Annotated in this window: 22 protein-coding genes; 13 read left to right on the forward strand and 9 right to left on the reverse strand. The window is 71.5% G+C overall.

Annotated elements, in window-relative coordinates:
• Nucleotides 1–149: 149 nt before the first annotated feature.
• From ACFQVC_RS33340 to ACFQVC_RS33360, 5 genes are all read right to left on the reverse strand, one after another.
• On the reverse strand, nucleotides 150–815 hold the full coding sequence (locus ACFQVC_RS33340; RefSeq protein WP_381837665.1) for a response regulator transcription factor: 666 nt from the start codon (nucleotides 813–815) through the stop codon (nucleotides 150–152).
• Nucleotides 812–2,257 carry a sensor histidine kinase gene (locus tag ACFQVC_RS33345; protein ID WP_381837666.1) on the reverse strand — a complete coding sequence of 482 codons (1,446 nt, stop codon included), beginning with the start codon at nucleotides 2,255–2,257 and terminating at the stop codon, nucleotides 812–814. Before ACFQVC_RS33345 ends, ACFQVC_RS33340 begins: the two co-directional genes overlap by 4 nt.
• Nucleotides 2,244–2,558 (reverse strand): small secreted hydrophilic protein, encoded by a 315-nt coding sequence (locus tag ACFQVC_RS33350; RefSeq protein WP_381837668.1) that lies wholly within the window; start codon nucleotides 2,556–2,558, stop codon nucleotides 2,244–2,246. The genes ACFQVC_RS33345 and ACFQVC_RS33350 overlap by 14 nt, the downstream gene beginning before the upstream one ends.
• A gap of 128 nt (nucleotides 2,559–2,686) precedes the next feature.
• Entirely contained in the window at nucleotides 2,687–2,968 is a 282-nt protein-coding gene (locus ACFQVC_RS33355; protein ID WP_381837670.1) for an Lrp/AsnC family transcriptional regulator, read from the reverse strand.
• Nucleotides 2,965–3,729 carry a rhomboid family intramembrane serine protease gene (locus ACFQVC_RS33360; RefSeq protein WP_381837672.1) on the reverse strand — a complete coding sequence of 255 codons (765 nt, stop codon included), beginning with the start codon at nucleotides 3,727–3,729 and terminating at the stop codon, nucleotides 2,965–2,967. Before ACFQVC_RS33360 ends, ACFQVC_RS33355 begins: the two co-directional genes overlap by 4 nt.
• 128 nt (nucleotides 3,730–3,857) lie before the next feature.
• On the opposite strand from ACFQVC_RS33360, the gene ACFQVC_RS33365 reads away from it, so the two are divergent.
• The 5 genes from ACFQVC_RS33365 to ACFQVC_RS33385 all read left to right on the forward strand — a co-directional run bounded on the left by ACFQVC_RS33365 (nucleotide 3,858) and on the right by ACFQVC_RS33385 (nucleotide 9,472).
• Nucleotides 3,858–4,097 carry a hypothetical protein gene (locus ACFQVC_RS33365; protein ID WP_381837674.1) on the forward strand — a complete coding sequence of 80 codons (240 nt, stop codon included), beginning with the start codon at nucleotides 3,858–3,860 and terminating at the stop codon, nucleotides 4,095–4,097.
• Nucleotides 4,098–4,186: 89 nt separating this feature from the next.
• Nucleotides 4,187–5,491 carry an NYN domain-containing protein gene (locus ACFQVC_RS33370; RefSeq protein ID WP_381837892.1) on the forward strand — a complete coding sequence of 435 codons (1,305 nt, stop codon included), beginning with the start codon at nucleotides 4,187–4,189 and terminating at the stop codon, nucleotides 5,489–5,491.
• A gap of 425 nt (nucleotides 5,492–5,916) precedes the next feature.
• Nucleotides 5,917–6,945, forward strand: a complete 1,029-nt coding sequence (locus ACFQVC_RS33375; RefSeq protein ID WP_381837676.1) for a C40 family peptidase — start codon at nucleotides 5,917–5,919, stop codon at nucleotides 6,943–6,945.
• Between the two features lie 265 nt (nucleotides 6,946–7,210).
• Nucleotides 7,211–8,248 carry a C40 family peptidase gene (locus ACFQVC_RS33380; RefSeq protein WP_381837678.1) on the forward strand — a complete coding sequence of 346 codons (1,038 nt, stop codon included), beginning with the start codon at nucleotides 7,211–7,213 and terminating at the stop codon, nucleotides 8,246–8,248.
• Between the two features lie 54 nt (nucleotides 8,249–8,302).
• Complete coding sequence (locus ACFQVC_RS33385; RefSeq protein WP_381837680.1) at nucleotides 8,303–9,472, forward strand: hypothetical protein; 1,170 nt, start codon at nucleotides 8,303–8,305, stop codon at nucleotides 9,470–9,472.
• Between the two features lie 9 nt (nucleotides 9,473–9,481).
• Here ACFQVC_RS33385 and ACFQVC_RS33390 read toward each other — a convergent pair whose 3' ends face one another.
• Nucleotides 9,482–10,027: a PadR family transcriptional regulator gene (locus tag ACFQVC_RS33390; protein WP_381837682.1), complete on the reverse strand. Its 546-nt coding sequence runs from the start codon at nucleotides 10,025–10,027 to the stop codon at nucleotides 9,482–9,484.
• A gap of 113 nt (nucleotides 10,028–10,140) precedes the next feature.
• On the opposite strand from ACFQVC_RS33390, the gene ACFQVC_RS33395 reads away from it, so the two are divergent.
• Nucleotides 10,141–11,484 carry an MATE family efflux transporter gene (locus ACFQVC_RS33395; RefSeq protein ID WP_381837684.1) on the forward strand — a complete coding sequence of 448 codons (1,344 nt, stop codon included), beginning with the start codon at nucleotides 10,141–10,143 and terminating at the stop codon, nucleotides 11,482–11,484.
• Here ACFQVC_RS33395 and ACFQVC_RS33400 read toward each other — a convergent pair.
• A complete protein-coding gene (locus tag ACFQVC_RS33400; protein ID WP_381837686.1) occupies nucleotides 11,448–12,716 on the reverse strand; it encodes a glycosyltransferase 87 family protein in 1,269 nt (422 codons plus the stop codon). The genes ACFQVC_RS33395 and ACFQVC_RS33400 overlap by 37 nt on opposite strands.
• A gap of 99 nt (nucleotides 12,717–12,815) precedes the next feature.
• Here ACFQVC_RS33400 and ACFQVC_RS33405 point away from each other — a divergent pair, with 99 nt between their 5' ends.
• Nucleotides 12,816–13,958, forward strand: a complete 1,143-nt coding sequence (locus tag ACFQVC_RS33405) for a glycosyltransferase family 4 protein (RefSeq protein WP_381837688.1) — start codon at nucleotides 12,816–12,818, stop codon at nucleotides 13,956–13,958.
• A gap of 160 nt (nucleotides 13,959–14,118) precedes the next feature.
• Here ACFQVC_RS33405 and ACFQVC_RS33410 read toward each other — a convergent pair whose 3' ends face one another.
• Nucleotides 14,119–15,912: an AMP-dependent synthetase/ligase gene (locus ACFQVC_RS33410; RefSeq protein ID WP_381837690.1), complete on the reverse strand. Its 1,794-nt coding sequence runs from the start codon at nucleotides 15,910–15,912 to the stop codon at nucleotides 14,119–14,121.
• A 308-nt stretch (nucleotides 15,913–16,220) separates the two neighbouring features.
• On the opposite strand from ACFQVC_RS33410, the gene ACFQVC_RS33415 reads away from it, so the two are divergent.
• From ACFQVC_RS33415 to ACFQVC_RS33440, 6 genes are all read left to right on the forward strand, one after another.
• Nucleotides 16,221–16,997 carry a metallophosphoesterase family protein gene (locus tag ACFQVC_RS33415; RefSeq protein ID WP_381837692.1) on the forward strand — a complete coding sequence of 259 codons (777 nt, stop codon included), beginning with the start codon at nucleotides 16,221–16,223 and terminating at the stop codon, nucleotides 16,995–16,997.
• Between the two features lie 97 nt (nucleotides 16,998–17,094).
• On the forward strand, nucleotides 17,095–17,532 hold the full coding sequence (locus tag ACFQVC_RS33420) for an SRPBCC family protein (RefSeq protein ID WP_381837694.1): 438 nt from the start codon (nucleotides 17,095–17,097) through the stop codon (nucleotides 17,530–17,532).
• Nucleotides 17,533–17,838: 306 nt separating this feature from the next.
• On the forward strand, nucleotides 17,839–18,999 hold the full coding sequence (locus tag ACFQVC_RS33425; RefSeq protein WP_381837696.1) for an ArsA family ATPase: 1,161 nt from the start codon (nucleotides 17,839–17,841) through the stop codon (nucleotides 18,997–18,999).
• 82 nt (nucleotides 19,000–19,081) lie between these two features.
• On the forward strand, nucleotides 19,082–19,501 hold the full coding sequence (locus tag ACFQVC_RS33430) for a DUF5304 domain-containing protein (protein ID WP_381837698.1): 420 nt from the start codon (nucleotides 19,082–19,084) through the stop codon (nucleotides 19,499–19,501).
• Nucleotides 19,502–19,558: 57 nt separating this feature from the next.
• The gene (locus tag ACFQVC_RS33435) at nucleotides 19,559–20,512 is read left to right on the forward strand and encodes an ROK family glucokinase (protein ID WP_381837700.1); all 954 of its coding nucleotides are present in this window, start codon (nucleotides 19,559–19,561) and stop codon (nucleotides 20,510–20,512) included.
• Nucleotides 20,513–20,597: 85 nt separating this feature from the next.
• Nucleotides 20,598–21,359, forward strand: coding sequence for an endonuclease/exonuclease/phosphatase family protein (locus tag ACFQVC_RS33440; protein ID WP_381837702.1), 762 nt, complete (start codon nucleotides 20,598–20,600; stop codon nucleotides 21,357–21,359).
• On the opposite strand, the gene ACFQVC_RS33445 is transcribed toward ACFQVC_RS33440, so the two are convergent.
• Nucleotides 21,337–23,550, reverse strand: coding sequence for a terpene synthase family protein (locus ACFQVC_RS33445; protein WP_381837704.1), 2,214 nt, complete (start codon nucleotides 23,548–23,550; stop codon nucleotides 21,337–21,339). The genes ACFQVC_RS33440 and ACFQVC_RS33445 overlap by 23 nt on opposite strands.
• Between the last annotated feature and the right edge of the window lie 110 nt (nucleotides 23,551–23,660).

Here is a 23,660-nt window from a genome sequence, read left to right on the forward strand (position 1 = left end):
GCCTGTCGAGTGGCGGTGAGCCCTCTATGAGCCGTAAATGAAAGGAAGTTCACCCGGCGGCGCGCCCAGGCGTCACCATGCCGCGCCCAGACGCCCCCACGCAGCACCAAGACGCCCTCCCGCCGCGCTCCGTCGCCCCCGCTCCCCGCTCAGCTGCCGGGCAGCCGGTACCCCATCCCGCGTACCGTCTCCACCCGCTCCGCCCCCAGCTTCTTGCGCAGCGCCCGCACATAGACGTCCACGATGTTGGAGCCGGGGTCGAAGTCGTATCCCCACACATGGGAGAGGATCTGCTCCCGCGCGAGCACCTGCCCTGGGTGGCGCAGAAAGAGTTCGAGCAGGACGAACTCCCGGGCCGTGAGATCCACCGTCCGCTCGCCCGAACGCGCCCTGCGCGTCCGCAGGTCGAGGCTCAGCTCGCCGCTGCGCAGCACCGTCACCTCCGGTGCGCGGGCCGCCGTGCGCAGCCTGAGGCGCACCCGGGCAAGCAGCTCCTCGAAGCGGAACGGCTTGGTCATCCAGTCGTCGGCGCCGCCTTCGAGCCCGGCGACGGTGTCCCGCACGGAGTCGCGGGCCGTGAGGACGATCACGGGGACCGTCACCCGGGCCTCGCGCAGCTGCCTGAGGACCGTGAAGCCGTCCCGGCCGGGCAGGCCGATGTCCAGGATCACCAGGTCGAAGCCGCCGGTGAGGGCGTAGTCGTAGGCCGCGTCGCCGTCCCCCACGACGGTGGTCGTGAAGCCGTTGGCGCGCAGGCCCTTCTCGACGAAGGAGGCGATACGTTCCTCGTCCTCGACGATGAGTATCCGGTTCACCGGTCCTCCTCCTCGGTCAGTGTCAGTACGAAGGTGGCGCCGCCGCCGACCGTCGGTTCCAGGCGTACGCCGCCCCGGTGGCCCTCGGCGATGGCCCGCACGATGGCGAGGCCGAGCCCGGCGCCGCTGGTGCGGGCCCCGCGCCTGGCGGTGCCGCGCCGGAACCGCTCGAAGATCACCTCGGCGTCCTGCGGCTGGACGCCGGGCCCCGAGTCGGCGACGTACAGCTCGATGCGCGCGCCTTCGAGCCGGGAGCCGATACGTATCGCCTGGCCGGGGACGGTGTGCTGGACGGCGTTCTGGGCGAGCTGGACCATCGCCTGGGTGATCCGCTGCGGGTCCAACCTGGCCTCGCGGTCGGCGACTTCGGCCAGCTGCCAGTCGCGCTCGCCCAGGGTGCGGGCCTTGACGAAGACATCGGCGGTCAGCTCCGCGAGCTGGACGGGTTCGGGCGTGACGAAGTCGGGCCGCTCCGCCTTGGCGAGCAGCAGCAGGTCCTCGACGATCCGGCTCATCCGGTCCAGCTCGTCGGTGACCAGGCGGACCGTCTCCTCACGCTCCGCCGGGTCGTCACCCATGAGCTCCAAGTGGCCGCGGACGATGGTGATGGGCGTGCGCAGTTCGTGGCCCGCGTCGTCCACGAACTGGCGCTGCGCGGCGAAGGCCCGCTCCAGACGGTCCAGCATCGCGTTGAACGTCTCGGCGAGCAGGGCCACGTCGTCACGGCCCTGCACCGGGATACGCCGGGTCAGATCCTGCTCGGTGAGCTGGGCGGCGGCGCCGCGGACCAGGCGTACGGGCCGCAGGATACGGCCGGCGACCACCCAGCCGATGCCGGTGGTCATCACCAGGGCGACCCCGGAGATGGCGAGCAGGATCCGGAACACCTCGTCCGCTCCGGCCAGTTCGCGCTCCGGGTGGAAGGCGACCACGAACGCGGCCTCCGGTTCGCCGCCGTGCCGGGCGACCGTCACCTTGGCCCAGCGGACCTCGCCCGCGGGGCGCTCCAGGGTGCCGGTGGCCTCGGGGGCGGCGAAGATGGCACGCCGGGCCGCCGGGTCCTTGTGCAGGGGGCGCTCGGTGGGGATCTCCCTGGGCTGTACGAGCATGGCGGGGTCGGGGTCGTGGTCCCGGCGTACGAGACCGAGCAGTTCCTCGTCGGTGTCGGCGTACTGCCGCTCCAGGAACACCCGGAGCAGCCGGCCGGGGTCGGTGAACGCGCGGCCGGTCTCCGGATCGAGGCCCTGATTGCGGAAGTTGACGAACTCGCTGGACTCCTGGGCGAGCAGCCGCTCGATGCGGTGGTCCACGTCCCGTACCAGGATGGAGCGGGTGGTCATGGCGACCGCGGCGAGCGCCACGGCCATCACGCCGAGCAGCCACAGCAGGATCCGGACCCGCGCGGAGATCCACCGCGCGGGCCGGGCCTCAGCCGTCGTCACTGTCTCCCGCGCCGTCTCCCGCGCCGCGTCCCGGTGTGCCCCTGTCGTCATCGTCATCGTCGTCGTCCGAGGGGTCGTCGCTCACCGGGGGCCGGGACACCACTTCGTCGCTCGGTGCCGGCTCGGGCTTCGCCGAGCCGGAGCCGGAACCCGACGGAGTCGGCGAGCCGCTGTCCAGCTCGACCTTGGGCGGCACCTTCGGGGCCTCGGGGCTGTCGGTGAGGGCATAGCTGGTCGCCGCGATGCCGAGGGGTATCGCGACGACGGCGGCGAGTGCCGCCATGCGGTGGGAGAAGGCCATGCGTCGAGCGTGCGGGAGACAGGGCGGCGCCAGGATGAGCCGCGGATGAAGGAATCCTCATCCGGTCATGCCGTATCGGACCATGCCGTAGGGGGCCGTGCCGTACCGGAACCCTGCCGAGCGGGGCGCTACGAGTCGAGCCCGATGGAGAACGCGGCCTCCAGGTCGTGCTGTGAATACGTGCGGAACGCCACGTGCGTGTCCGTCCCCTCGACGCCCTGGATCTTGCTGATCCGGCCCGGGATGACATCCGCCAGGTCGTCGTGGCGGGCCACGCGCACCATGGCGATCAGGTCGTAGGTACCGGTGACCGAGAAGACCTCGCTGACGCTGTCGAGCGCGGCGATCGACTCGGCGATCTCCGGGATCCGGTCCACGCTGGTCTTGATGAGCACGATCGCGGTGATCACGGCTGGCTGTCTCCCTCGGTGGCCGTCGCTGTGGCTTTCACTCTAGCCGTACGCAGATAACGGCCCCACGCGTACAGGAAGCCGAGCGAGAAGCCCACGAGATGCGCCAGATACGCCACTCCGGGACCGCTGCTCTCGCGCTGCGCCGCCAGCCACTGCAGGGCCACCCAGAACGGCAGCACCAGCCAGGCGGGAAAGCGCAGCGGCAGAAAGAAGAGAAAAGGGAAGAGGCTGGTGACCCGTGCCTTCGGGAAGAGATGAAGAAAGGCCCCGAGCACCGCGGAGATCGCGCCGGACGCCCCCACCAGGGTCTGTTCGGACCCGGCGTTGGCGACGGCGTACGCGAACAGCGCGAGGGCGCCGCAGCCGAGGTAGAAGAGCGCGAACTGCACATGCCCCATGCCCTCTTCGACCATCGCCCCGAAGACATAGAGGAAGAGCATGTTGCCGAGCAGATGCAGCCAGCTGCCGTGCACGAAGAGTGCCGTGATGGGGGTCAGGGCGGCCCGCGGTGATCCGGCGAGCAGCTCGGCCGGGATGACGCCCCAGCGCTGGAAGTACGCGCGCTGGGCGGCGATCAGGTCGTCGCCGGTGCCGTAGACCGGGTTGAGGCCGGACGCGGGGGAGAGGACGAAGACGGCGCAGCACGCCGCGATGACCGTGTAGGTCACCACCGGGCCGCGGCCCAGGAGCAGCCGCTTGACCGTGTCCGCCGCCGCCTTCTTGGCCGGGTCGTCGGCCGCACCCCGATTGTGGATCATGAACAGATCCTGACGTAACGGGAGTGAACCGCATAGACCGCCTCGCCGTCCGCGCGGCCCTCCGCCAGGCCGTAGGGTTACAGGGAGTGTTACAGCCGAGCACAACCGAGGAAAGGCGCACAGCCGCGATGACGGTTCCCCTGCCGACCGCCTCCACCCGTTGGCGCTGCACGCTGTGCGGCAATCTCACACGTTTCGACGTCACGCGCTCGTCGAAGGTTGTGGAGTACGTACATCTCGACCTGGCCGGTGAGCCCAAGGTCGAGGAACGCGAGGTGGTCAGTGAGACCATCGAGTCGGTGCGCTGCCGGTGGTGCAACGCGGTGGACCAGATCGAACTCGTGGACAGGCCGGGCGCGGACTCCTGAGGAGGCCCGCCGCACAGGTAGTGGGGTGACGGATTGTGGAGGCAGGAAGCGGCGCCGAGCCGGCCGATGCGGCCGACGGCTCCGCCGAGATGCTCGACCGCCCGCTGCCTGAAGGGGTACGCCGGCGGGTCGTCGCCATCGTCTCGGACGGCTTCGGCGGCCTGACGGTCTCCGAACTGCCCGCGCAGCTGCGGCAGTACGCACGCTTCACCCCGACCCGGCGCCTGAAGTTCGCCGGCAACGCCATGGCGGCGGCCCTGGAGAGCGACCCGCTGTTCCGCCAGCGCATCGGCGAGCGGTTCCGTGAGTCCCAGGCCGAGCTCGCCTGCGCCCTCGACTCCGGCACCCCGCCGCCGGCCGCCGACCCGCTGGACGTGGCGGCCGCCGCCTATGTGCTGCGCCCCACCGGCTGGGTCAAGCTCGTGACCGCCGCAGGCGAGGAGGCGCAGCGCGCCGACGCCGAGCGGGTCGGCGAGGAGACGAAGGCGGAGCTCGAGCGGCTGCGCCGGGAACTGGCCGAGGCGCGGGACAAGTCCAGGACCGAGACGGAACGGCTGCGCACCGACCTGGAGTCGGCGAAGAAGGAAGCCGAATCGCTTCAGCGCAAGCTGCGTGCCGCCCTCAGCGACGTCAAGCGTGGCGAGGCCGCCCTGCGCAAGGCCGCCGCCGAGACCGAGGCCCTGCGCACCGAGAGCCAGACCCAGCTGTCCGCCGCCGACAGCGAGGCGCGCCGTCTCAAGACCCGTCTGGCAGAGGCCGAGTCGGCGCTCGAAGCCAGCCGCAAGGCCGTGCGCGAAGGCCGCTCGATAGAGGACATGCGGGTACGCCTGCTGCTCGACACCCTGCTGGAGTCGGCCCAGGGGCTGCGCCGTGAACTCGCCCTGCCGCCCGTGTCGGTACGCCCCGCCGAGACCGTCGACGCGGTCGAGCCGGGCCGGATGACGCCCAAGGACATCGCGGCCCGCGCCCTGTCCGAGGACGATCCGGCCATCCTCGACCAGCTGCTCGCCCTGCCCCAGGCCCATCTGGTGGTGGACGGCTACAACGTCACCAAGACCGGCTATCCCACGATGCCCCTCGAGAAGCAGCGGCTGCGGCTGCTCGGCTCGCTCTCCGCGCTCGCCGCGCAGACCGGGGCCGAGGTGACCTGTGTCTTCGACGGCGCCGAACTGGCCGCGCCGGTGCTGCTCGCGCCGCCGCGCGGGGTGCGGGTGCTGTTCTCCAAGCCGGGCGTGACGGCGGACGAGCTGATCCGCCAGCTGGTGCGCGCCGAGCCGCCGGGAAGGCCCGTCACCGTGGTGTCGACCGACCGCGAGGTGGCCGACGGGATCGCCCGGGCCGGTGCGCGTCCGGTGGCGTCGGCGGTGCTCCTGAAGCGGCTGTCGCGGGGTTAGGTCCGCCGTGGGCACCGGACCCGGGAGGGCACCCGGTGCCGTTCGGGTACGGAAGCCACACGATTCGGATACGGGAGCCGCACGACCGGATCCCGGAGGCGCCCGGTCAGGTTCCGAAGCCGCCCGAGTGGAGCCGATCACTCCTTGAAGCGGCTTTCGTGAAACTGGTCAACTGCTGCTCCGAATGCCCGTTTTGGCGGGACCTGCTCGCGACGTAGCGTCAAAGCGCCATCACTGCTTGTGCGTTGTGGGTAAAGAATCCCGTTCGCGGACGAGTTTTTCACCGCCAGGATTTGAAGGATCACAACTGGGTCACTTAGTGTCTGGGCTCGAACCTCCGCTCGGTTGATCACCCATTAGGGGTGACGGTGGGGGTCCCGCCCACCGCGATCGGTAGGCGGCTGGAGGAAGAAGGAGCCGCCCCCGTGGCGTCCCACCGTCGACCCAAGCAGCCGAGCCGCACGCGCGTGACCGTGCTCACCGCGACCGCCGCCGCAGCCGTGGCGCTCACTTCGCAGGCCGCACAGGCCGAACCGAAGCCGAGCAAGAAGGAAGTCAAGGCGAAGGTCGACAAGCTCTACGAAGAGGCGGAGCAGGCCACCGAGAAGTACAACGGGGCCAAGGAGCAGCAGGAGAAGCTCGGCGACCAGATCGACGACCTGCAGGACAAGGTCGCCCGCGGTCAGGACGAGCTCAACGACCTGCGGGACGGCATCGGTTCGCTGGCCAGCGCCCAGTACCGCTCGGGCGGCATCGACCCCTCCGTGCAGCTCTTCCTCTCCTCCGACCCGGACTCGTACCTCGACAAGGCCTCCTCGCTCGACCAGTTGACGAGCAAGCAGGCCGAGGCGCTCAAGAAGATCCAGTCGAAGCAGCGCACCCTCGCCCAGCAGCGTTCCGAGGCCGCCGACAAGCTCAAGGACCTCGAGGACACCCGCAAGGAGCTCGGCGACAAGAAGAAGGAAGTCCAGGGCAAGCTCGCCGAGGCGCAGAAGCTGCTCAACTCCCTGACGGCCAAGGAGCGCGCCGCGCTCGCCGCCGCCGAGGAGCGGGCGAGCCGCGACGCCGGCGACCGTGCCGACCTGGGCAACGCCGTGCCCGCCTCGCAGCGCGGCGCCGCGGCCCTCGCCGCCGCCAAGAGCAAGATCGGTACGCCGTATGTGTACGGCGCCACGGGCCCCAGCTCCTTCGACTGCTCGGGTCTGACGTCGTGGGCGTACAGCCAGGCGGGCGTCTCCATACCCCGGATCTCGCAGGACCAGGCCAACGCCGGTACGCGCATACAGTCGCAGAGCGACCTCAAGCCCGGTGACCTGGTGATCTTCTACGGCGACCTGCACCACGTCGGCTTCTACGCGGGCGGCGGCCAGATCCTGCACGCCCCCAAGCCCGGTGCCAGCGTGCGCTACGAGTCGATCAACAACATGCCGTACCAGTTCGGCGTCCGCATCTGACGTCCCTCTGACGTCCGAGGGCGGGCCCCGCCGGTCAAGGCCAACGGCCGGACGACCCGCGAAACACCTCAACATGCCCTCCGAACGGGCGAATTCACGGATCGTGTGCTGACCCCACGCCCCGCTGGCGACCTGCGTCGACGGCGGGGCGTCGGGTTGTGTGCGCGCCGCGGTCGTTGGTCGGCGTGTATCCGTGCGGCTACTGTCGGCCGCTGATTCTCCCGAGACGTTTCGGGGGACCTGTCAGCGGAAGGAGCGGCTGCCCGTGGCGTCCCATCGCCGTTCTTCGCAGTCCGGCACCTCCGGCTTCGACCGGAGCGCCCGTGTCACCGTCCTGTCCGCCGCGGCAGCCACCGCCGCGGCGGCCTTCACCGCCCCAACGGCGAGCGCGGACCCGCAGGGCACCGCGAGCGAGACCCGGGCCAAGGTGGACCGCCTCTACGAGCAGGCGGAGCGCGCAACAGAGGCGTACAACAAGGCAGATGAGCGGGCCGACCGGCTGCGCCGTGAGGTCGACCAGGCCAAGGACTCCGTGGCCCGCGGGCAGGAGCGCATCAACACCATGCGGGGTGCGCTCGGTTCGCTCGCCGGGGCCCAGTACCGCTCGGGCGGTATCGACCCCACGCTCGCCCTGATGCTCTCCGAGAACCCGGACAGCTACCTCGACAAGGCCTCGGCCCTCGACCGGATCAGCGCCCGGCACGCCGGGGACCTCGCCGATCTGCAGCGGGCGCAGCGCGAACTCGGCCAGGAGCGCGCCGAGGCCACCCGCAAGCTCGCCGAGCTCGAGAAGTCGCGCGCCACGGTCTCGCGCCAGAAGCGCACCGTCGAGCGCAAGCTCGCCACCGCCCAGCGGCTGCTCAACTCGCTGTCGTCGGAGGCCAGGGCGGCCTACGACCGGTCCTCGCGCTCCGCGGCACGTACCGAGCTGCCCGCCGTCGCCGGTGCCCCGTCGTCGGCCCGGGCCGCGAGCGCCATCGCCGCGGCCCGGCAGGCCGTCGGCCGCCCCTACATCTGGGGCGCGAGCGGCCCGCACGGCTTCGACTGCTCGGGCCTGACGCAGTGGGCGTACTCGCAGGCGGGCGTCGGCCTGCCGCGCACCTCGCAGGCGCAGCGGTACGCGGGCCAGCAAGTCTCCCTGGAGCAGGCGCAGCCCGGGGATCTGGTGACCTACCGCGACGACGCCAGCCATATCGGGATGTACATGGGCAACGGCCAGGTCGTGCATGCGCCGTATCCGGGCGCGCCGGTGCGCTACGACCCGGTCGGCATGATGCCCGTCTCGTCCGTCACCCGGGTCTGAACCGCGCGCCGACCTCGTACGATCGGAAAGGTGGCGGGTCGAAGGCGCAGACGTATGAGGGCGGCAGGGGTTCTCCTCGCCGCCCTCCTCGTCGGTACTTCCTGCGCCGGTCCGGCGCCCCGGGACTCCGCGGCCACCGATGTCGAGCAGCTTCTCGACCGGCGCGCGGCGGCCGTGCTCGACCGTGACGAGGAGGCCTACGCGGCCACCGGGCACCCCGACGACGACGAGTTCGACAACCTCGCACAGGTGCCGCTGCGCTCCTGGGAGTACCGGCTGACCCGCCTCGACCGCACCAAGGCGGGCGCCACCGCCACCACGGAGCTGCGCTACCGCGTCTCCGGCTATGACACCGCTCCGATCACCGTCTCCCGCACCCTGGACCTGAAGAAGCGCGGTGACGGCTGGTACGTGGCGGCCGAACGGCCCGCCGCCAAGGCGCCCGAGCAGCTCTGGGAACAGGGCGAGGTGACGGCGGCGCGCGGCGCACGCAGCCTCGTCCTCGGCGTGGGCCGTGACGAGGAGCAGCTGCGCCGGTACGCCGACCTCGCGGACCGCGCGGTACCCGCGGTGCGGGACGCCTGGGGGAGCGACTGGTCGGGGCGCGTGGTGGTCCTGGTGCCGGACTCGACGGACGGCATGGCGGGACTGCTCGGGGCTTCGGCCTCCGCGTACCAGGGGATCGCGGCGGTCACCACGGGGGAGGCGGGCGGCGCCGAGAAGGCCCCGGCGGACCGGATCATCATCAACCCGGAGGCGTACGACGTGCTCGGCGACTTCGGCAAGCAGGTCGTCCTCACCCACGAAGCCACCCATGTCGCGACCCGCGCCCACACCTCGGCGGCGACCCCGCTGTGGCTCTCGGAGGGCTTCGCGGACTGGGTCGGCTACCGCGGCACCGGCCGCACCGCCGCGCAGGCCGCCCCCGAACTGAGCCGCGCGGTACTCGACGGCCGGCTGCCCGCCGCCCTGCCGGACGACAAGGCCTTCGGCTTCGCCGGCGACGCGAGCCGCCTCGCCCAGGCCTACGAAGGCGGCTGGCTGGCCTGCCGGATGATCGCCGAAACCTGGGGCGAGGCCAAGCTGATCGACTTCTACAAATCGGTGGGCGCCCACAAAAAGCGCCCCGGCGCCGAGGCGGACGCCCTGAACAACATCCTCCACACGACCCCGGACGACTTCACGCGGCAGTGGCGGGAGTATGTGCGGGCGGAGTTGGGCTGAGGGGCTGGGTTACTCGGAGGGCGTGCCGGGCCGGGCCTCCAGGGACGCGATTGTTTCCGCCAGCCACTTCTTCTCGGCCGTCGCCGTGGCCCTGGCCACGAGCAGCATGCCGCGCCGGAACGGATCGTCCTCGTCCTCGGCGCGCACGGGGCGGCCGTCGCGGTAGAAGAACCCGGCAGGCGTGGTGAGGAAGTCCAGGCGGCGCCGGAGCACGGCTGCCCGGTCTGCGGCGTCGGGGAGATGGCGCAGGAACGCGAGCACCGTGTTGAACCGCTGCTGGTCGGTGATCTCCACGTCCTTGGGGTGGCGCAGACGCTCCAGGAGCGCGGCCCGGCCCGCGTCGGTGAGCGAGAGGACCCGGCGCTGGGCGGCCCCCGCGCCGGGTTCGCTGCGCTGTTCCAGCTTGCCCGCGTTCACCAGGCGGGTGATGGCGGGATAGAGGGCGCCGTCGCTGACCGGCCGGACGTGGCCGCTCAGTGCCTTGATGCGCTCCTTCAACTCATAGCCGTGCAACGGCTCTTCGCAGAGGAATCCCAGGATCGGCAGCTCCAGCATGCGTCTCCGTTCGCGGTCGGCCCGGCCTTGCGCAGAGCCGGTGTCGTACTGCATGTTACCTCTCATCGAGGTACCTCGAATCGAGGGTGGGGATGATGAGGGGAAGAGAATCCGTGCAGGCAAGTGACGGCCACCGCAGACGGATCTGCACGCTCGCCCGGTCCGTCTACGGTGAACTGCTCGCCTCCGTCGCGGCCGGGATCGTCAACTTGGTCTGGGTGGCCCGGCTCGGCGGGCCCGCCGTGGCCGCGGTCGCCGTCGCGGGCAACGTCGAGAACCTGCTTCTCGGCGTCGCGCTCATCGCCGGCTCGGGGACGACCATCCTGGTCGCCCGGGCGCGCGGTGCGGGCGACGCGGGGGCCGTGCGGGCCGCGATACGCGGCGGCTGGGCGCTCTACGCAGTGATCGCTCCCATGGTCGCCGTCGGCGGCTTCCTGCTGCGGGAGCCGCTCGCCCGCCTGGTGCTCGGCGGCGCCGGGCCCGAAGTCATGCTGGCCGCGGGCTACTTCGCGATCTCGCTGCCGGGTATCGCCGTCTTCTTCGCCCAGGTGCAGCTCGACGGCGTACTCAAGGGCGCGGGCGACACCCGTACACCCATGCGCCTCGCGTTCCTGGCCAACGGGCTGATCCTGGTTCTCGACCCGCTGCTGATCGAGGCCTACGGGGTACGCGGCGCCGCCGTCGCCACCGTGGCCGGCCGGTCGGTGGCCCTCGCCTGCGGGTTCATGGCGCTGCGCCGGGCAGGGCTGTACGGAGGCGGGGGCGCGCCCGGGACGTCGCGTGGCGGGTCGCATGGGACGCCGTGTGCGCTGCGGCGGGCCTTCGTCACCGGCCTTCCGATGTCCGCCGACTTCACCGTGCGGATGGCGGGTTCGCTGGCCCTCGTCGGGGTCGTGGCGCGGCTCGGGACCAGCTCCGTCGCCGCGTACGCCATCGCCACCAAGGCCATGTACGTCGCCACCATGGCCTTCTACGCGGTGCGCCAGGCCGCCGCGATCCACACCGCGCACACCATGGGGGCCGGGCACGACGCGCGGCGGTCCATCGGCCGGCAGGCCGTGTTCGTGGCGGCCGCGGCGGGGGCGGTGGCCGTTGCGGTGCTCGCGGCGGGCGCCGAGTGGATCATGCGGGCCTTCGGAGCCGGGCCCGCGGTGGCCGCCGACGGGGCGCTCTTCCTGCGCTGCACCGGGCCGTATCTGCTCCTGATGGCGTGCTGTATCGCGCTCGGCGGGGTCTTCGAGGGCAGCGGCGGGGCACGGGTGCTGCTGCGGGTCACGGTGCTCGGCGTCCTGCTCCAACTGCCGCTCGCCCTCGGCCTGTCGGGGCTCGGGCTGCCTGGGATCTGTCTGGCGATGGCTCTCGCCATGGGGGTGCAGTGCGGGGTCGTCGGGCTGCTGATGAAGCGGAGCGTCCCGGGCGTTCAGGAGCCCAGCAGCTCCCTGTCGCGGGCCGGCTGAATCGGGACCGGGTGTTCGCGCAGACGTGGCTCGGTCACCGTCTGCCGCCACAGGGTGCGGCAGGCGGTCAGGGTCGCGGCGACCAGGAGGCCGTTGCGGACGAGCAGCAGGGTCACGCCGAGCGGGTCGCTCGCCGCCACGTGCGAGAACCAGAGGGGGAACTCGAGGAAGGTGACTCCCGTGGCGATCAGGACGAGGCGCGCGGGCCGGTGCATCCGCCCCGTCCGGTACGTCAGGCACACCGCCGCGAGCCCCACGAGCCACAGCAGATACTGCGGGCTGATCACCCGGCTCGTGGTGGTGAAGAGCAGCACTGCGGCGAACGCCGCATCGCCCGGTGTGCTCGGTGCCCACGCACGCGCCCGCAGCCGCCACACCAGGAGCCAGCCGAAGGCCAGCGCCGTCAGGGCCTGCGAGACCGTGCTCACCAGCGGCACATACGGGCCGAGGAACTCCACCGAGCCGTAGTTGAGCTGCATCCAGCCCTGCCAGCCGAAGGGGCGGGCGAGATGGAAGACGAGCGCGCCGAGCGACTCGACCTCCGTGCCCCGGTTGCGCTGGAAGTCCAGGAAGGCGAGCGCCCCCGGCATCGCCGCCGCGAAGGCGAGCAGCAGCCCGAACGCCGTACCGGCCGCCGCCGTCCAGGCCCGCCGGGTGGCACGCCCGCGCGGCGTACCGATGAGCAGCAGCACCGGCCACACCTTGAGCAGCGCCCCGAACCCGGCGAGAACGCCCAGCACGCGCGCGTGCCGCGCCCCCGCGAGCAGCGCCACCACCGCCACAGCGGTCACAAGGAGGTCGTAGCGCGCATAGGCGGTGGGCCCGAGCAGCGGTACGCCCACGGTCCACACCCAGGCGCCCGTACGCCGCTTGCCGGGACGGCCGCCCGCGTACCGGAGCAGGGCGGCCACCACGGCGTCGCACCCGAAGGCCAGGACGAAGAACGCCGACGGGTAGTCGAGGAACGGCAGCAGTCCGGGCGAGAGCACGGCGAGCGCGGCCGCCGGCGGGTACTGCCAGGTCACGTCGTCGAGCGGGAAGGTGCCTGTGCGCAGAATCTCGTACCAGCCCTGGTAGATCACCGAGACATCGCTGGTGACATCGGGCCCCGGCACCGTGAACACCTTGAAGACACAGAGCAGGAGCAAGGTCCGGGTGAGGAGCCAGAGTCCCAGGAGCCGGGCGTCGGCAGGGAGCCGTAGGGGGAGCCTTGTGGCGCTTGCGCCCGCCATGTGTACCTCGTACGTGTTCGTCCGCGCTTGGGGGTGTCATGATGCCGGGCGGGCATCGGCCGGGGCGTGAGGCGCGGCCGTTCGGTACTGTCGGCGGCGATGGACAAGACCCTGATCGTCACCAACGACTTCCCGCCGCGCCCCGGCGGCATCCAGGCCTTCCTGCACAACATGGCGCTGCGCCTGGACCCGGACCGGCTTGTCGTCTACGCCTCCACCTGGAAGCGCGGCCGCGAGGGCGCAGAGGCCACCGCGGCCTTCGACGCCGAGCAGCCTTTCACCGTCGTACGCGACCGCACGACCATGCTCCTGCCGACCCCGCGCGTCACCCGCCGCGCGGCCGGTCTGCTGCGCGAACACGGCTGTACGTCGGTGTGGTTCGGGGCGGCCGCGCCGCTCGGCCTGATGGCACCCGCGCTGCGCAGGGCCGGAGCCCAGCGCCTGGTCGCGACCACGCACGGCCACGAGGCGGGCTGGGCCCAGCTGCCCGCGGCCCGCCAACTCCTGGGCAGGATCGGCGAGTCCACGGACACGATCACCTATCTCGGCGAGTACACCCGCTCGCGGATCGCACGGGCCCTGAGCGCGGGGGCCGCCGCCCGGATGGTCCAACTCCCGCCCGGCGTCGACGAGAAGACCTTCCACCCGGGCTCGGGCGGTGACAGGGTCCGCGCCCGGCTCGGGCTCAGCGAGCGGCCGGTCGTCGTCTGTGTCTCACGGCTCGTGCCGCGCAAGGGCCAGGACACCCTGATCCTGGCGTTGCCGCGGATCCTCGCGAAGGTGCCGGACGCGGTGCTCCTGATTGTGGGCGGCGGGCCGTACGAGAACGATCTGCGCAAGCTCGCCGCCGAGACCGGGGTCGCCGACTCGGTGCGTTTCACCGGCTCCGTGCCCTGGGAGGAACTGCCCGCCCACTACGGCGCCGGCGATGTCTTCGCCATGCCCTGCCGGACGCGCCGCGGCGGCCTCGACGTGGAGGGCCTCGGCATCGTCTACCTGGAGGCCTCGGCGACCGGACTGCCCGTGGTGGCGGGGGACTCGGGCGGTGCGCCCGATGCCGTCCTCGACGGTGAGACCGGCTGGGTCGTACGCGGCGGCGCCCCCGAGGAGTCCGCCGAGCGCATCGTCACGCTCCTCCAGGACCCCGCCCTGCGGCGGCGGATGGGGGAGCGGGGGCGTGAGTGGGTCGAGGAGAAGTGGCGGTGGGATCTGCTGGCGGAGGAGCTGAAGGCGCTGCTGTAGCCGAGATCAGCCTTCCTGACGTCAGCTCCTCCGGCGTCAGCCCTCCGGCGTCAGCTCCTCCGGCGTCAGCTCCTCCGGAGGTCGAGGAGCGGGGCAGAGGGCCGGGGCGGAGCCCTGAAGCGGTGCGCGGGTTCCGGCCCAGCCCCTCGGCAGGGGAAACCTAACCCCGGTAGATCGCCTCGACCTCGTCCGCGTAATCCTTCGCCACGACATTCCGCTTCAGCTTCAGGGACGGCGTCAGATGACCCGACTCCTCCGTGAACTGCGAGGCCAGGATGCGGAATTTGCGGACCGACTCGGCCTTGGACACGGCCGCGTTCCCGTCGTCCACCGCCCGCTGGATCGCCGCGAGCAGCTCCGGGTCGTCGCGCAGATCGGCCGCGGTCTTCGCGGACTTGCCGTGCTCCTCGGCCCAGCGGCCGATGAACTCCTCGTCCAGGGTGATCAGGGCGCCGACGAACGGCCGGCCGTCGCCGACGACCATGCACTCGGCGACCAGAGCGTGTGAGCGGATACGGTCCTCGATCACCGCGGGGGCGACGTTCTTGCCGCCGGCAGTGACGATGATCTCCTTCTTGCGGCCGGTGATCGCGAGATAGCCGTCCTCGTCGAGGGTGCCGATGTCGCCGGTGTGGAACCAGCCGTCGGCCAGGGCCTCTTCGGTGGCGCCCGGGTTGTTCCAGTACTCCTTGAACAGGTGCTCGCCGTGCAGCAGCACCTCGCCGTCGTCCGCGATCCGCACGACCGAGCCGGGCAGCGGCTGGCCGACCGTGCCGATCTTCTGGCGGTCCCAGGGGTTGAACGCGGTGGCCGCACAGGACTCGGTCAGGCCGTAGCCCTCGAGGACCGTGAAGCCGATGCCGCGGAAGAAGTGCCCGAGCCGCTCGCCGAGCGGGGCGCCGCCGGAGATCGCGTACTCGCCGCGGCCGCCGAGCACCGCACGCAGCTTGCTGTAGACCAGCTTGTCGAACGTCTTGTACTTGAGCTTCAGACCGAGGCCGGGCCCCGACGGGCTGTCGAGCGCACGGCTGTACGCGATCGCCGTGTCCGCGGCCTTGTCGAAGATCTTGCCCTTGCCGTCCGCCTGCGCCTTGGCCCGCGCGGAGTTGTAGACCTTCTCGAAGACCCGCGGCACACCGAGGATCAACGTCGGCCGGAAGGAGGCCAGTTCATCGGTGAGGTTCTTGATGTCCGGTACGTGGCCCAGCTTGATCGGCGCCATCATCGGGGCGACCTGCACCAGACGCCCGAAGACATGGGCGAGCGGCAGGAAGAGCAGGACCGAACACTCGCCGGTGCGGAACAGCGGGCGCAGGCGCTCCACGATGTTGCCGCACTCCGCGAAGAAGCTCCGGTGGCTCAGGACACAGCCCTTGGGGCGGCCCGTGGTGCCCGAGGTGTAGACGATGGTGGCCGGGTCGTCGGCCTTGGCGAGCGAGCTGCGCTCCTCGACCGTCTCGTCGTCGATGCCTGCGCCCGCGCGGTGCAGCTCCTCGATGCCGCCCGCCTCGATCTGCCAGACGTTCTCGAGCGCCGGCAGCCGGTCGCGCACCGAGTCGACGGCCGCCGCGTGGGCGTCCAGCTCGACCAGGCAGGCCACCGCGCCCGAGTCGCCGAGGATCCACTGGACCTGCTCGGGGGAGCTGGTCTCGTACACCGGGACGGTGACCGCGCCGGCGCTCCAGATCGCGAAGTCGAGGAGCGTCCACTCGTAGCGGGTGCGGGACATCAGGCCGATCCGGTCGCCGGGGCGGACGCCGGAGGCGATCAGGCCCTTCGCGGCGGCGTGCACCTCGGCGAGGAAGTCCTTGGCCGAGACGTCCTGCCAAGTGCCGTTCACCTTGCGGCCGATGACGGCCACATCCGGATGCTGCGCGGCGTTACGGCGGACGATGTCGGTCAGATTGCCGTCCGCTGGGACCTCGTACAGGGCCGGAAGGCTGAACTCGCGCAAGACTGCTGCTCCTCATAGGGCGCCGGCGCCACGACATCGTGTGATGCGACGGTGCGGTCCAAGATCGGGCAGGTGCTCGACGTTTCTGCCGGTCATGGCTGATTGTCGCTGTGTCGAGCACGACTGGACTGCCCGGACGTTACCCACCGGTACTGCTTTTTCGATAGGGGGGTCGGGCCAGATGTTCGCTGCGTCACACGTCATGGCGTTCCTTGCCGCACAGTAATCCACGCTTTGGGCGACTCGGAAGTAACCGCAGGTCCAGCGGGCTCTACCGACTTGCCGCGCGGAGTCCTAGGGTGATCGACATGCGAGGTATGCGGGTTCATGTGGTGAGTGACGTGCACGGCAACGTCGAGGACCTCGCCCGAGCGGGAGACGGCGCCGACGCCCTGGTCTGCCTGGGCGACCTCATCCTCTTCCTCGACTACGCCGACCACTCGCGCGGTATCTTCCCGGACCTCTTCGGCGCGCACAACGCCTCGCGCCTGGTCGAGCTGCGCACCGCCCGGCGCTACGACGAGGCGCGCGACTTCGGCAGGAGCCTGTGGGCCGGACTCGACCTGGACCGCGCCTCGGCGATCGAGCAGGCCGTACGCAAGCAGTACGCCGAGCTCTTCGCGGCCTTCCCCACGCCGACGTACGCCACCTACGGCAATGTCGACATGCCGACCCTGTGGGGGGAGTACGCGGGGCCCGGCACCACCGTCCTCGACGCCCAGCGGGTGGAGATCGGCGGCCGGGTCTTCGGCTTCGTCGGCGGCGGCCTGAAGACCCCGATGAACACCCCGTACGAAATCAGCGACGAGGAGTACGCCGCAAAGATCGAGGCGATAGGCGAGGTCGACGTCCTGTGCACCCACATCCCGCCGGAGGTCCCGGAGCTGGTCTACGACACCGTGGCCCGCCGCTTCGAGCGCGGCAGCCGCGCCCTCCTGGACGCGATCCGGCGTACCCGCCCCCGGTACGCCCTTTTCGGCCATGTGCACCAGCCGCTGGTGCAGCGGATGCGGATCGGCGCCACGGAGTGCGTGAACGTCGGGCACTTTGCCGGCAGCGGCAGGCCTTGGGCCCTGGAGTGGTGACCTCCGGTGGCGCGGTAGCCTTCACGGCGGCGGATGTCGCATGCGTACGTCCGTGAACACCCCCCCCGACGGGACCCGCACTGGAGGAGCCACGGCGATGGCGGAACACACCAGCTCGAGCATTGAGATCGAGGCGGCGCCGGCCGACGTCATGGGGGTGATCGCCGACTTCGCCCGCTACCCGGACTGGACCGGTGAGGTCAAGGAGGCCGAGGTCCTGGCCACCGACGCACAGGGGCGCGCCGAGCAGGTCCGCCTGGTCATGGACGCGGGCGCGATCAAGGATGACCAGACCCTGGCGTACACCTGGACCGGCGACAACGAGGTCAGCTGGACCCTCGTCAAGTCCCAGATGCTGCGGGCACTCGACGGCTCCTACACCCTTCGCCCCGCGGGCAAGGGCACCGAAGTCACGTACAAGCTGACCGTCGACGTCAAGATCCCCATGCTCGGGATGATCAAGCGCAAGGCGGAGAAGGTCATCACCGACCGGGCGCTGGCGGGTCTGAAGAAGCGGGTCGAGTCCGGCTCCTGAGGCCGCCCCGGACTCCGCTTCCGCCCCGGACTCCGCGCCCCCCCCCGGGGATCAGCGGCGCCGCCCGCTCCCTGTCGTCCACCGCGCGCAGTGCGCCCGTGAGCTCGGCGTCCATCAGCTGCCGTGCGAGCGAGGACAGGATGGTCAGGTGGCCGCTGTCGGCTCCGGCGGGCGCGGAGTCCGGCTCCTGAGGCCGTCCGGCCTGCCGGGTTCCGGCTCCTGAGGCCGCCCTGTCTGCGGAGTTCCGGCTCCCGGGGCCGTCCCCCGCACGGGGTGCACCACGTCCCTGACGTACCGTTGCACCCCATGCGCACCCTCCTCGTCACCGGCCCCGGCGGCTGCGGCCGGACCACCGCGGCCGCGGCCACCGCGCTGACCGCCGCCCGCGCGGGACAGCGGACACTGCTGCTGAGCGCCGACCGCGAGGACACCCTGAGCCCGGTGCTCGGGGACACCGGCCTTCCCGGCCTGACCACGCACCGCGTGGACGGCGCCGCCCACTTCCGGCACGAGCTGCTCGCCCTCCAGGACCGCGCGGGCGCCGCCCTCGACCTCTTCGGTGCCCAGCGCCTGGAGGGCGAGGAGCTCACCGCGCTGCCGGGGGCCGACGAGCTGGCGCTGCTCAAGGCGCTCAGGGACGCGGCTGGCGGCGCGCACGGCGCGTACGACCTGCTCGTCGTCGATCTGCCGCCGGCCCCGCAGGCCATCGATCTGCTCGCGCTCCCCGCCCAGCTGCGCCGCTATGTGCGCCGCCTTCTGCCGCCCGAGCGGCAGGCGGCCCGCGCCCTGCGACCCATGCTGGCGCAGCTCGCGGGCGTGCCGATGCCCGCACAGTGGCTGTTCGAGACGGCCGCGCACTGGGACGAGCACCTGGCCGCGGTGCAAGCGGTGATCGAGGCGGACACCACCGCGGTACGCCTGGTCGCCGAGCCGGGGCCCGCGGGCGCCGACGCCCTGCGCACCGCCACCACCGGTCTGGCCCTGCACGGCCTGGGCGTCGAACTGCTCGTGGCGAACCGGGTGTTGCCGCAGGACACCGCCGACCCCTGGGCGGCCGCCCTCGTCGCCCAGCAGCAGAAGACGCTCGCCGAATGGCGCGACGACTGCGTGCCCGGGGTCCACGAAGCCGCACACCTCGGGCGTGACCCGCGCGGCGCCGACGACCTGGCCGCCCTCGCCCTGCCCGCGCCCGCGGAGGAGGCCCGCCCGGTCGCCTGGCCCGTCGAGGACCGGCTCGCCGACGACGGCTTCCTGGTGTGGCACATCCCGCTGCCCGGCGCCGACCGCGACCGGCTCGGCCTGATCCGCCGCGGCGATGAACTCGTCGTCACCGCGGGCCCGTTCCGGCGCATCGTGGCGCTGCCGTCCGTGCTGCGGCGCTGCACCGTCGCGGGCGCGGGCCTGACCGAAGGAGAGCTGCGGATCCGCTTCGCTCCCGACCCCGAGCTGTGGCCGCGCACACGGTGAACCGCATACCGCCGTTCGGGTAACGTCGACAGTACGAAGCTGCGTACCGTCAGCACTGCCAGAACTGCCGCGGGAGCCCGCCATGAGCGACACCGAGCGCACCTCACCCGACGCCGACGCTTGGGAGCAGGCGTGCGCCGAGGATCTCGCGGCCGAGCAGGCCCGACGCCGTGCCCAGTACGGGACGCCGCCCGGCTCGGCCGCCGAAGAGCTGCGGAAACTGGTCGACGCCGTCGCCGACAAGCTCTCCACCCTGCAGGCCCCGATCGCCGGCATGGCCGCCCAGGGCGCCGTGAACCAACTGGTGAACCAGGCCAAGGCCGCGGTGGAGCCGGTCATCGAGCGCAACCCCGAGGTGTTCGACCACCTCGCGGCCGCCGGCTCCGAACTGCTCGCCGCCTACCGCTCCGCCGTAGCGGGCCACGAGCGTCGCTGGAGCAAGGACGCGGACAGTGCGAAGGACGAGGGTTCCGGCAGCGGCGAGCACATCGACCTGGACTGAGGCCACCCTCGGGTACGGTGGCCCCTAGCGGGGCTCGAACCGAAAACTGAGGGACACATGGGACTCACCATCGGCGTCGACATCGGCGGTACGAAGATCGCGGCCGGCGTGGTCGACGAAGAGGGGCATATCCTCTCCACCTTCAAGGTGCCGACTCCCAGCACGCCCGGGGCCATCGTGGACGCGATCGCCTCGGCCGTCGAGGGCGCCCGGGCCGGACACGAGATCGTCGGCGTGGGCATCGGCGCCGCCGGATACGTCAACCGGCAGCGCTCGACGGTGTACTTCGCACCGAACATCGACTGGCGGCAGGAGCCGTTGAAGGACAAGGTCGAGGAGCGGGTCAAGCTGCCGGTCGTCGTCGAGAACGACGCCAACGCGGCCGCCTGGGGCGAGTACCGGTTCGGCGGCGGCAAGGGCCACCGCAACGTCATCTGCATCACGCTCGGCACCGGCCTCGGCGGCGGCATCATCATCGGCAACAAGCTGCGCCGCGGACACTTCGGCGTGGCCGCCGAGTTCGGCCATATCCGGATGGTCCCGGACGGCCTCCTGTGCGGCTGCGGCAGCCAGGGCTGCTGGGAGCAGTACGCCTCGGGGCGGGCCCTCGTGCGCTACGCCAAGCAGCGCGCCAACGCCACCCCGGAGAACGCCGAGCTGCTGCTCTCCCTCGGTGACGGCACCCCCGACGGCATCGAGGGCAAGCACATCTCGATGGCCGCGCGCCAGGGCGACCCGGTCGCCGTGGACTCCTACCGCGAGCTGGCCCGCTGGGCCGGTGCCGGTCTCGCCGACCTGGCGTCGCTCTTCGACCCGTCGGCGTTCATCATTGGCGGCGGCCTCTCGGACGAGGGCGAGCTGGTCCTCGACCCGATCCGCAAGTCCTACAAGCGCTGGCTCGTGGGCAGCAACTGGCGGCCCGTGGCCGAGGTCATCGCCGCCCAGCTGGGCAACAAGGCGGGTCTTGTCGGCGCCGCCGACCTGGCGCGCCAGCCCGACCCGGTGATGTAGCGGCAGCAGGCCGCGGCCACGGCCGACGTACCGGGCGCCCGTCGCTTCCACGGAAGCGGCGGGCGTTTCCCGTACCTTGATCCCCATGACCGCCCTTCCCAACTCCCGTACAGAGCCGGACGGTTCGGCCGTCATCCGGGTCCTCAGCTACAACATCCGCTCCATGCGCGACGACACCGACGCCCTCGCCCGGGTGATCGCCGCCTGCGCCCCCGATCTCGTCCTGATCCAGGAGGCGCCGCGCTTCTTCCGCTGGCGCAAGAAGCTGGCCAGGCTCGCCGCCGCCTCAGGACTGGTGATCCTCTCCGGTGGCGGCAGCGCGGCGGGGCCCGCGCTCCTGTGCTCGCTGCGCGCCACCGTCGAACGCACCGAGGACATCCTGCTTCCCCTGACCCCCGGGCTGCACCGGCGCGGCTTCGCGACCGCGGTCGTCCGCTTCGGCGGCGCCCGGCTCGGCGTCCTCAGCTGCCATCTGAGCCTGCAGGCCGACGAGCGCTACGAGCAGGGCGGTATGCTCCTCGACCGGCTCGCGGCCCTCGGCACCGAGCACGCCGTCGCGGGCGGCGACCTCAACGACCGGCCCACGGGGCGTACCTTCCGGCGTCTGGCCGCCGAGCTGCGCGACTGCTGGGCGGCCAAGCCGTGGGGCGGCGAGAACACCTCCGTACCGGACAACCCGTATCAGCGCATCGACGCGGTCTTCGCCACCTCCGGGATCGAAGTCCTGGGCTGCGGCGTCCCGTTGGGGCACGCGGGTGTGAGCGAGGCCGATCTGAGGGCGGCCACGGACCACCTTCCCGTCCTGGCCGCCCTCAGGGTGCCCGTCAGCCCGCGAGCAGCTGGGTGACGCGCGCCGCCGATGTGCCGATGCCCGTCGGGCCGCTCAGCCGCCAGGGCGCGCCGCCGGTGCCCGCCGTGAGGTCCTCCTCGCGGTAGCGCCGGCACTCGCGGTGCCAGGTGAGGATGGCGGACATCCAGTCCCGCAGCTCCTGGACGTACTCGCCGAGTACGGCGCGGGTGGCGTCGTCGAGGCCCAAGTCGTCGTAGAGCACCGGCAGTTCATGGCGTACGACATGCTGGAACTGCCGCATCCGGGACCTCATCAGGTCGTCCACGATGCCCACCGCGGCCGGATAGTCCACGCCGAAGAAGTTCTGCACGACGAGAACGCCGTTGTGCACCTCGCCCTCGTACTCGATCTCCTTCTGGTACGAGAACAGGTCGTTGAGGAGCGTCGCGTAGTCGACCGCCGAGTTCTCCAGGGAGCGGATCGGACCGCTGCGGTAGACCTCGTCGGGCACCTTGTCGCCGCTGCGGATGCGGCACAGGCGCAGGGTCATGTCGGCGCCGAAGGTGAGGCGGCGCATCTCGATGTAGTCGACCGGGTCGGGGATGCGGTGCTGCGTCTGGTTGGCCAGCTCCCACAGCCAGCTGGCGGTCATGTCCTCGACGGCCTTGCGGAAGACGGCCCGGTTCCGCTCGGTCATCGGGCCCGCCGTGCGGGTCCACAGATCGCCGAGACCGCGCTCCAGGGCATTGGCGGGCTCCGGTGCCGAGCTGCCGTCGAGGGGCATGAAGAGCGAGAGCCGGTCGTTGGCGGCCCGGGCCCCCGCGAGGTCACGGCCGCGGCCGTAGAGCGCCGGGAAGAGATCGTCCCCGTAGGTTCCCCAGGTCAGCCACTGCGAGGAGAGGTCGAGTTCGTCCGGGGTCGCGTCCGGGTCGAGGCCGGCCGCGCACAGCGGGAAGTCAAAGCCCTTCAGGCGCCGTTCGTCCCAGATGTCGGAGAGCGGCTGACCGGGCTGTGCCTGGAGCATCCCCATCCGACGGCCCCACTCCACGCAGCGCAGCCGGGCGCCCGGCAGATGCGGGCTCAGTGTCGTCGGGAACGGCATGTCGAAGTCCGGCAGCAGCGACGGGCCGACGTGCTGGTGCGGCCGGTGCGTATGGCTGCGAAGGCGTGCGGCCTCGGCGCGCGGGGTGAACCGGATGCCCGCCTCGGGGACCGAGAAGCCGTTCGCCGAGAAGCCCACCTGCTGAGCGTCCGTGGCGCCCTCGTTCATATAGCGGCTGGAGCGCATATGCCACTCGTGGCCGCCGGACTGCCAGTCCTGCAGTCCCTTCGCGTATGCCGCGACCGCGGCGGCCGCGGCCGCGTCGAGCCCCTTCTCGGCGCACAGCGGGCCGACCTCGGTCAGGGCGGTGTTCTCGAACTGCTGCAGCCGGGAGGTCAGCAGATCGTTGACGGAGTCCGCCGCCTCCTGTGTCGTACAGCCGAGGAACTTCTCCATGACGAGCACGCCATTGCTGTTCTCGCCCTCGTCCTCGACCTCGCGCTGGTACGAGAAGAGGTCGTTGCGCAGATGTACGGCGTCGGAGAACGCGTCGCGCAGGACCCGCAGCGGCCTGGACTCCGCCACGGATTCCGGGAGTTCGGCGTGCGCGGCGTACTCGACGAGGCCGGCCGACCAGGGGGCGCCGCCGACCTTGCGGCGCATCTCGATGTACTCGACGGGGTTGGCGATCCGCCCCTCGTTGATGTTGGACAGCTCCCACAGGGACTCGTTCAGAAGGTTCTCGGTGGCCTCCGCGAACCGGCTCCGCCAGCCCTCCGACATGCTCGGCACCGTGCGCGCCCACAGATCGGCGAGACCCGCCTCGACCGGGGTCCGCGGTTCCGGGAAGCCCGCGGCCGGGTCCCTCGGCATGAAGGCGGGGAGCCGGTCCAGATAGGCCTTGGCGCCCTCGCGGTCCTGGGTGCGCTTGAACAGCTCCAGGAAGTGGTCGTCGAAGAAGAAGACCCACACATACCAGTCGGTGACGAGGGACAGCGCCTCGGCGTCGCAGTCGGGGTGGGTGTACGCGCACAGCAGTGCGTAGTCGTGCGCGTCGAGATCACGCTCCTCCCAGACCCCCGACCCCTCCAGCATCCCCATCCGGCGCGCCCACTGCTTGGTGTGCGAACGGGCCGCCTCCACATGGACGTTGAGCCGGGCCGGATACGGAACGTAGAAGTCGGGGAGGGTGAAGGGCTGTCCCATGCGCGGCGCGCCTTTCGTGTACGAGGAGCAGGTGCGGGTAACGGTCCGGCGATCGGCAGTGATCGCTTCCGGACCAGCGCTACCCATCCCTCGTACGGCCCACGCGGCGG

Source organism: Streptomyces monticola, from assembly GCF_042665355.1.
Lineage (GTDB): Bacteria > Actinomycetota > Actinomycetes > Streptomycetales > Streptomycetaceae > Streptomyces > Streptomyces monticola.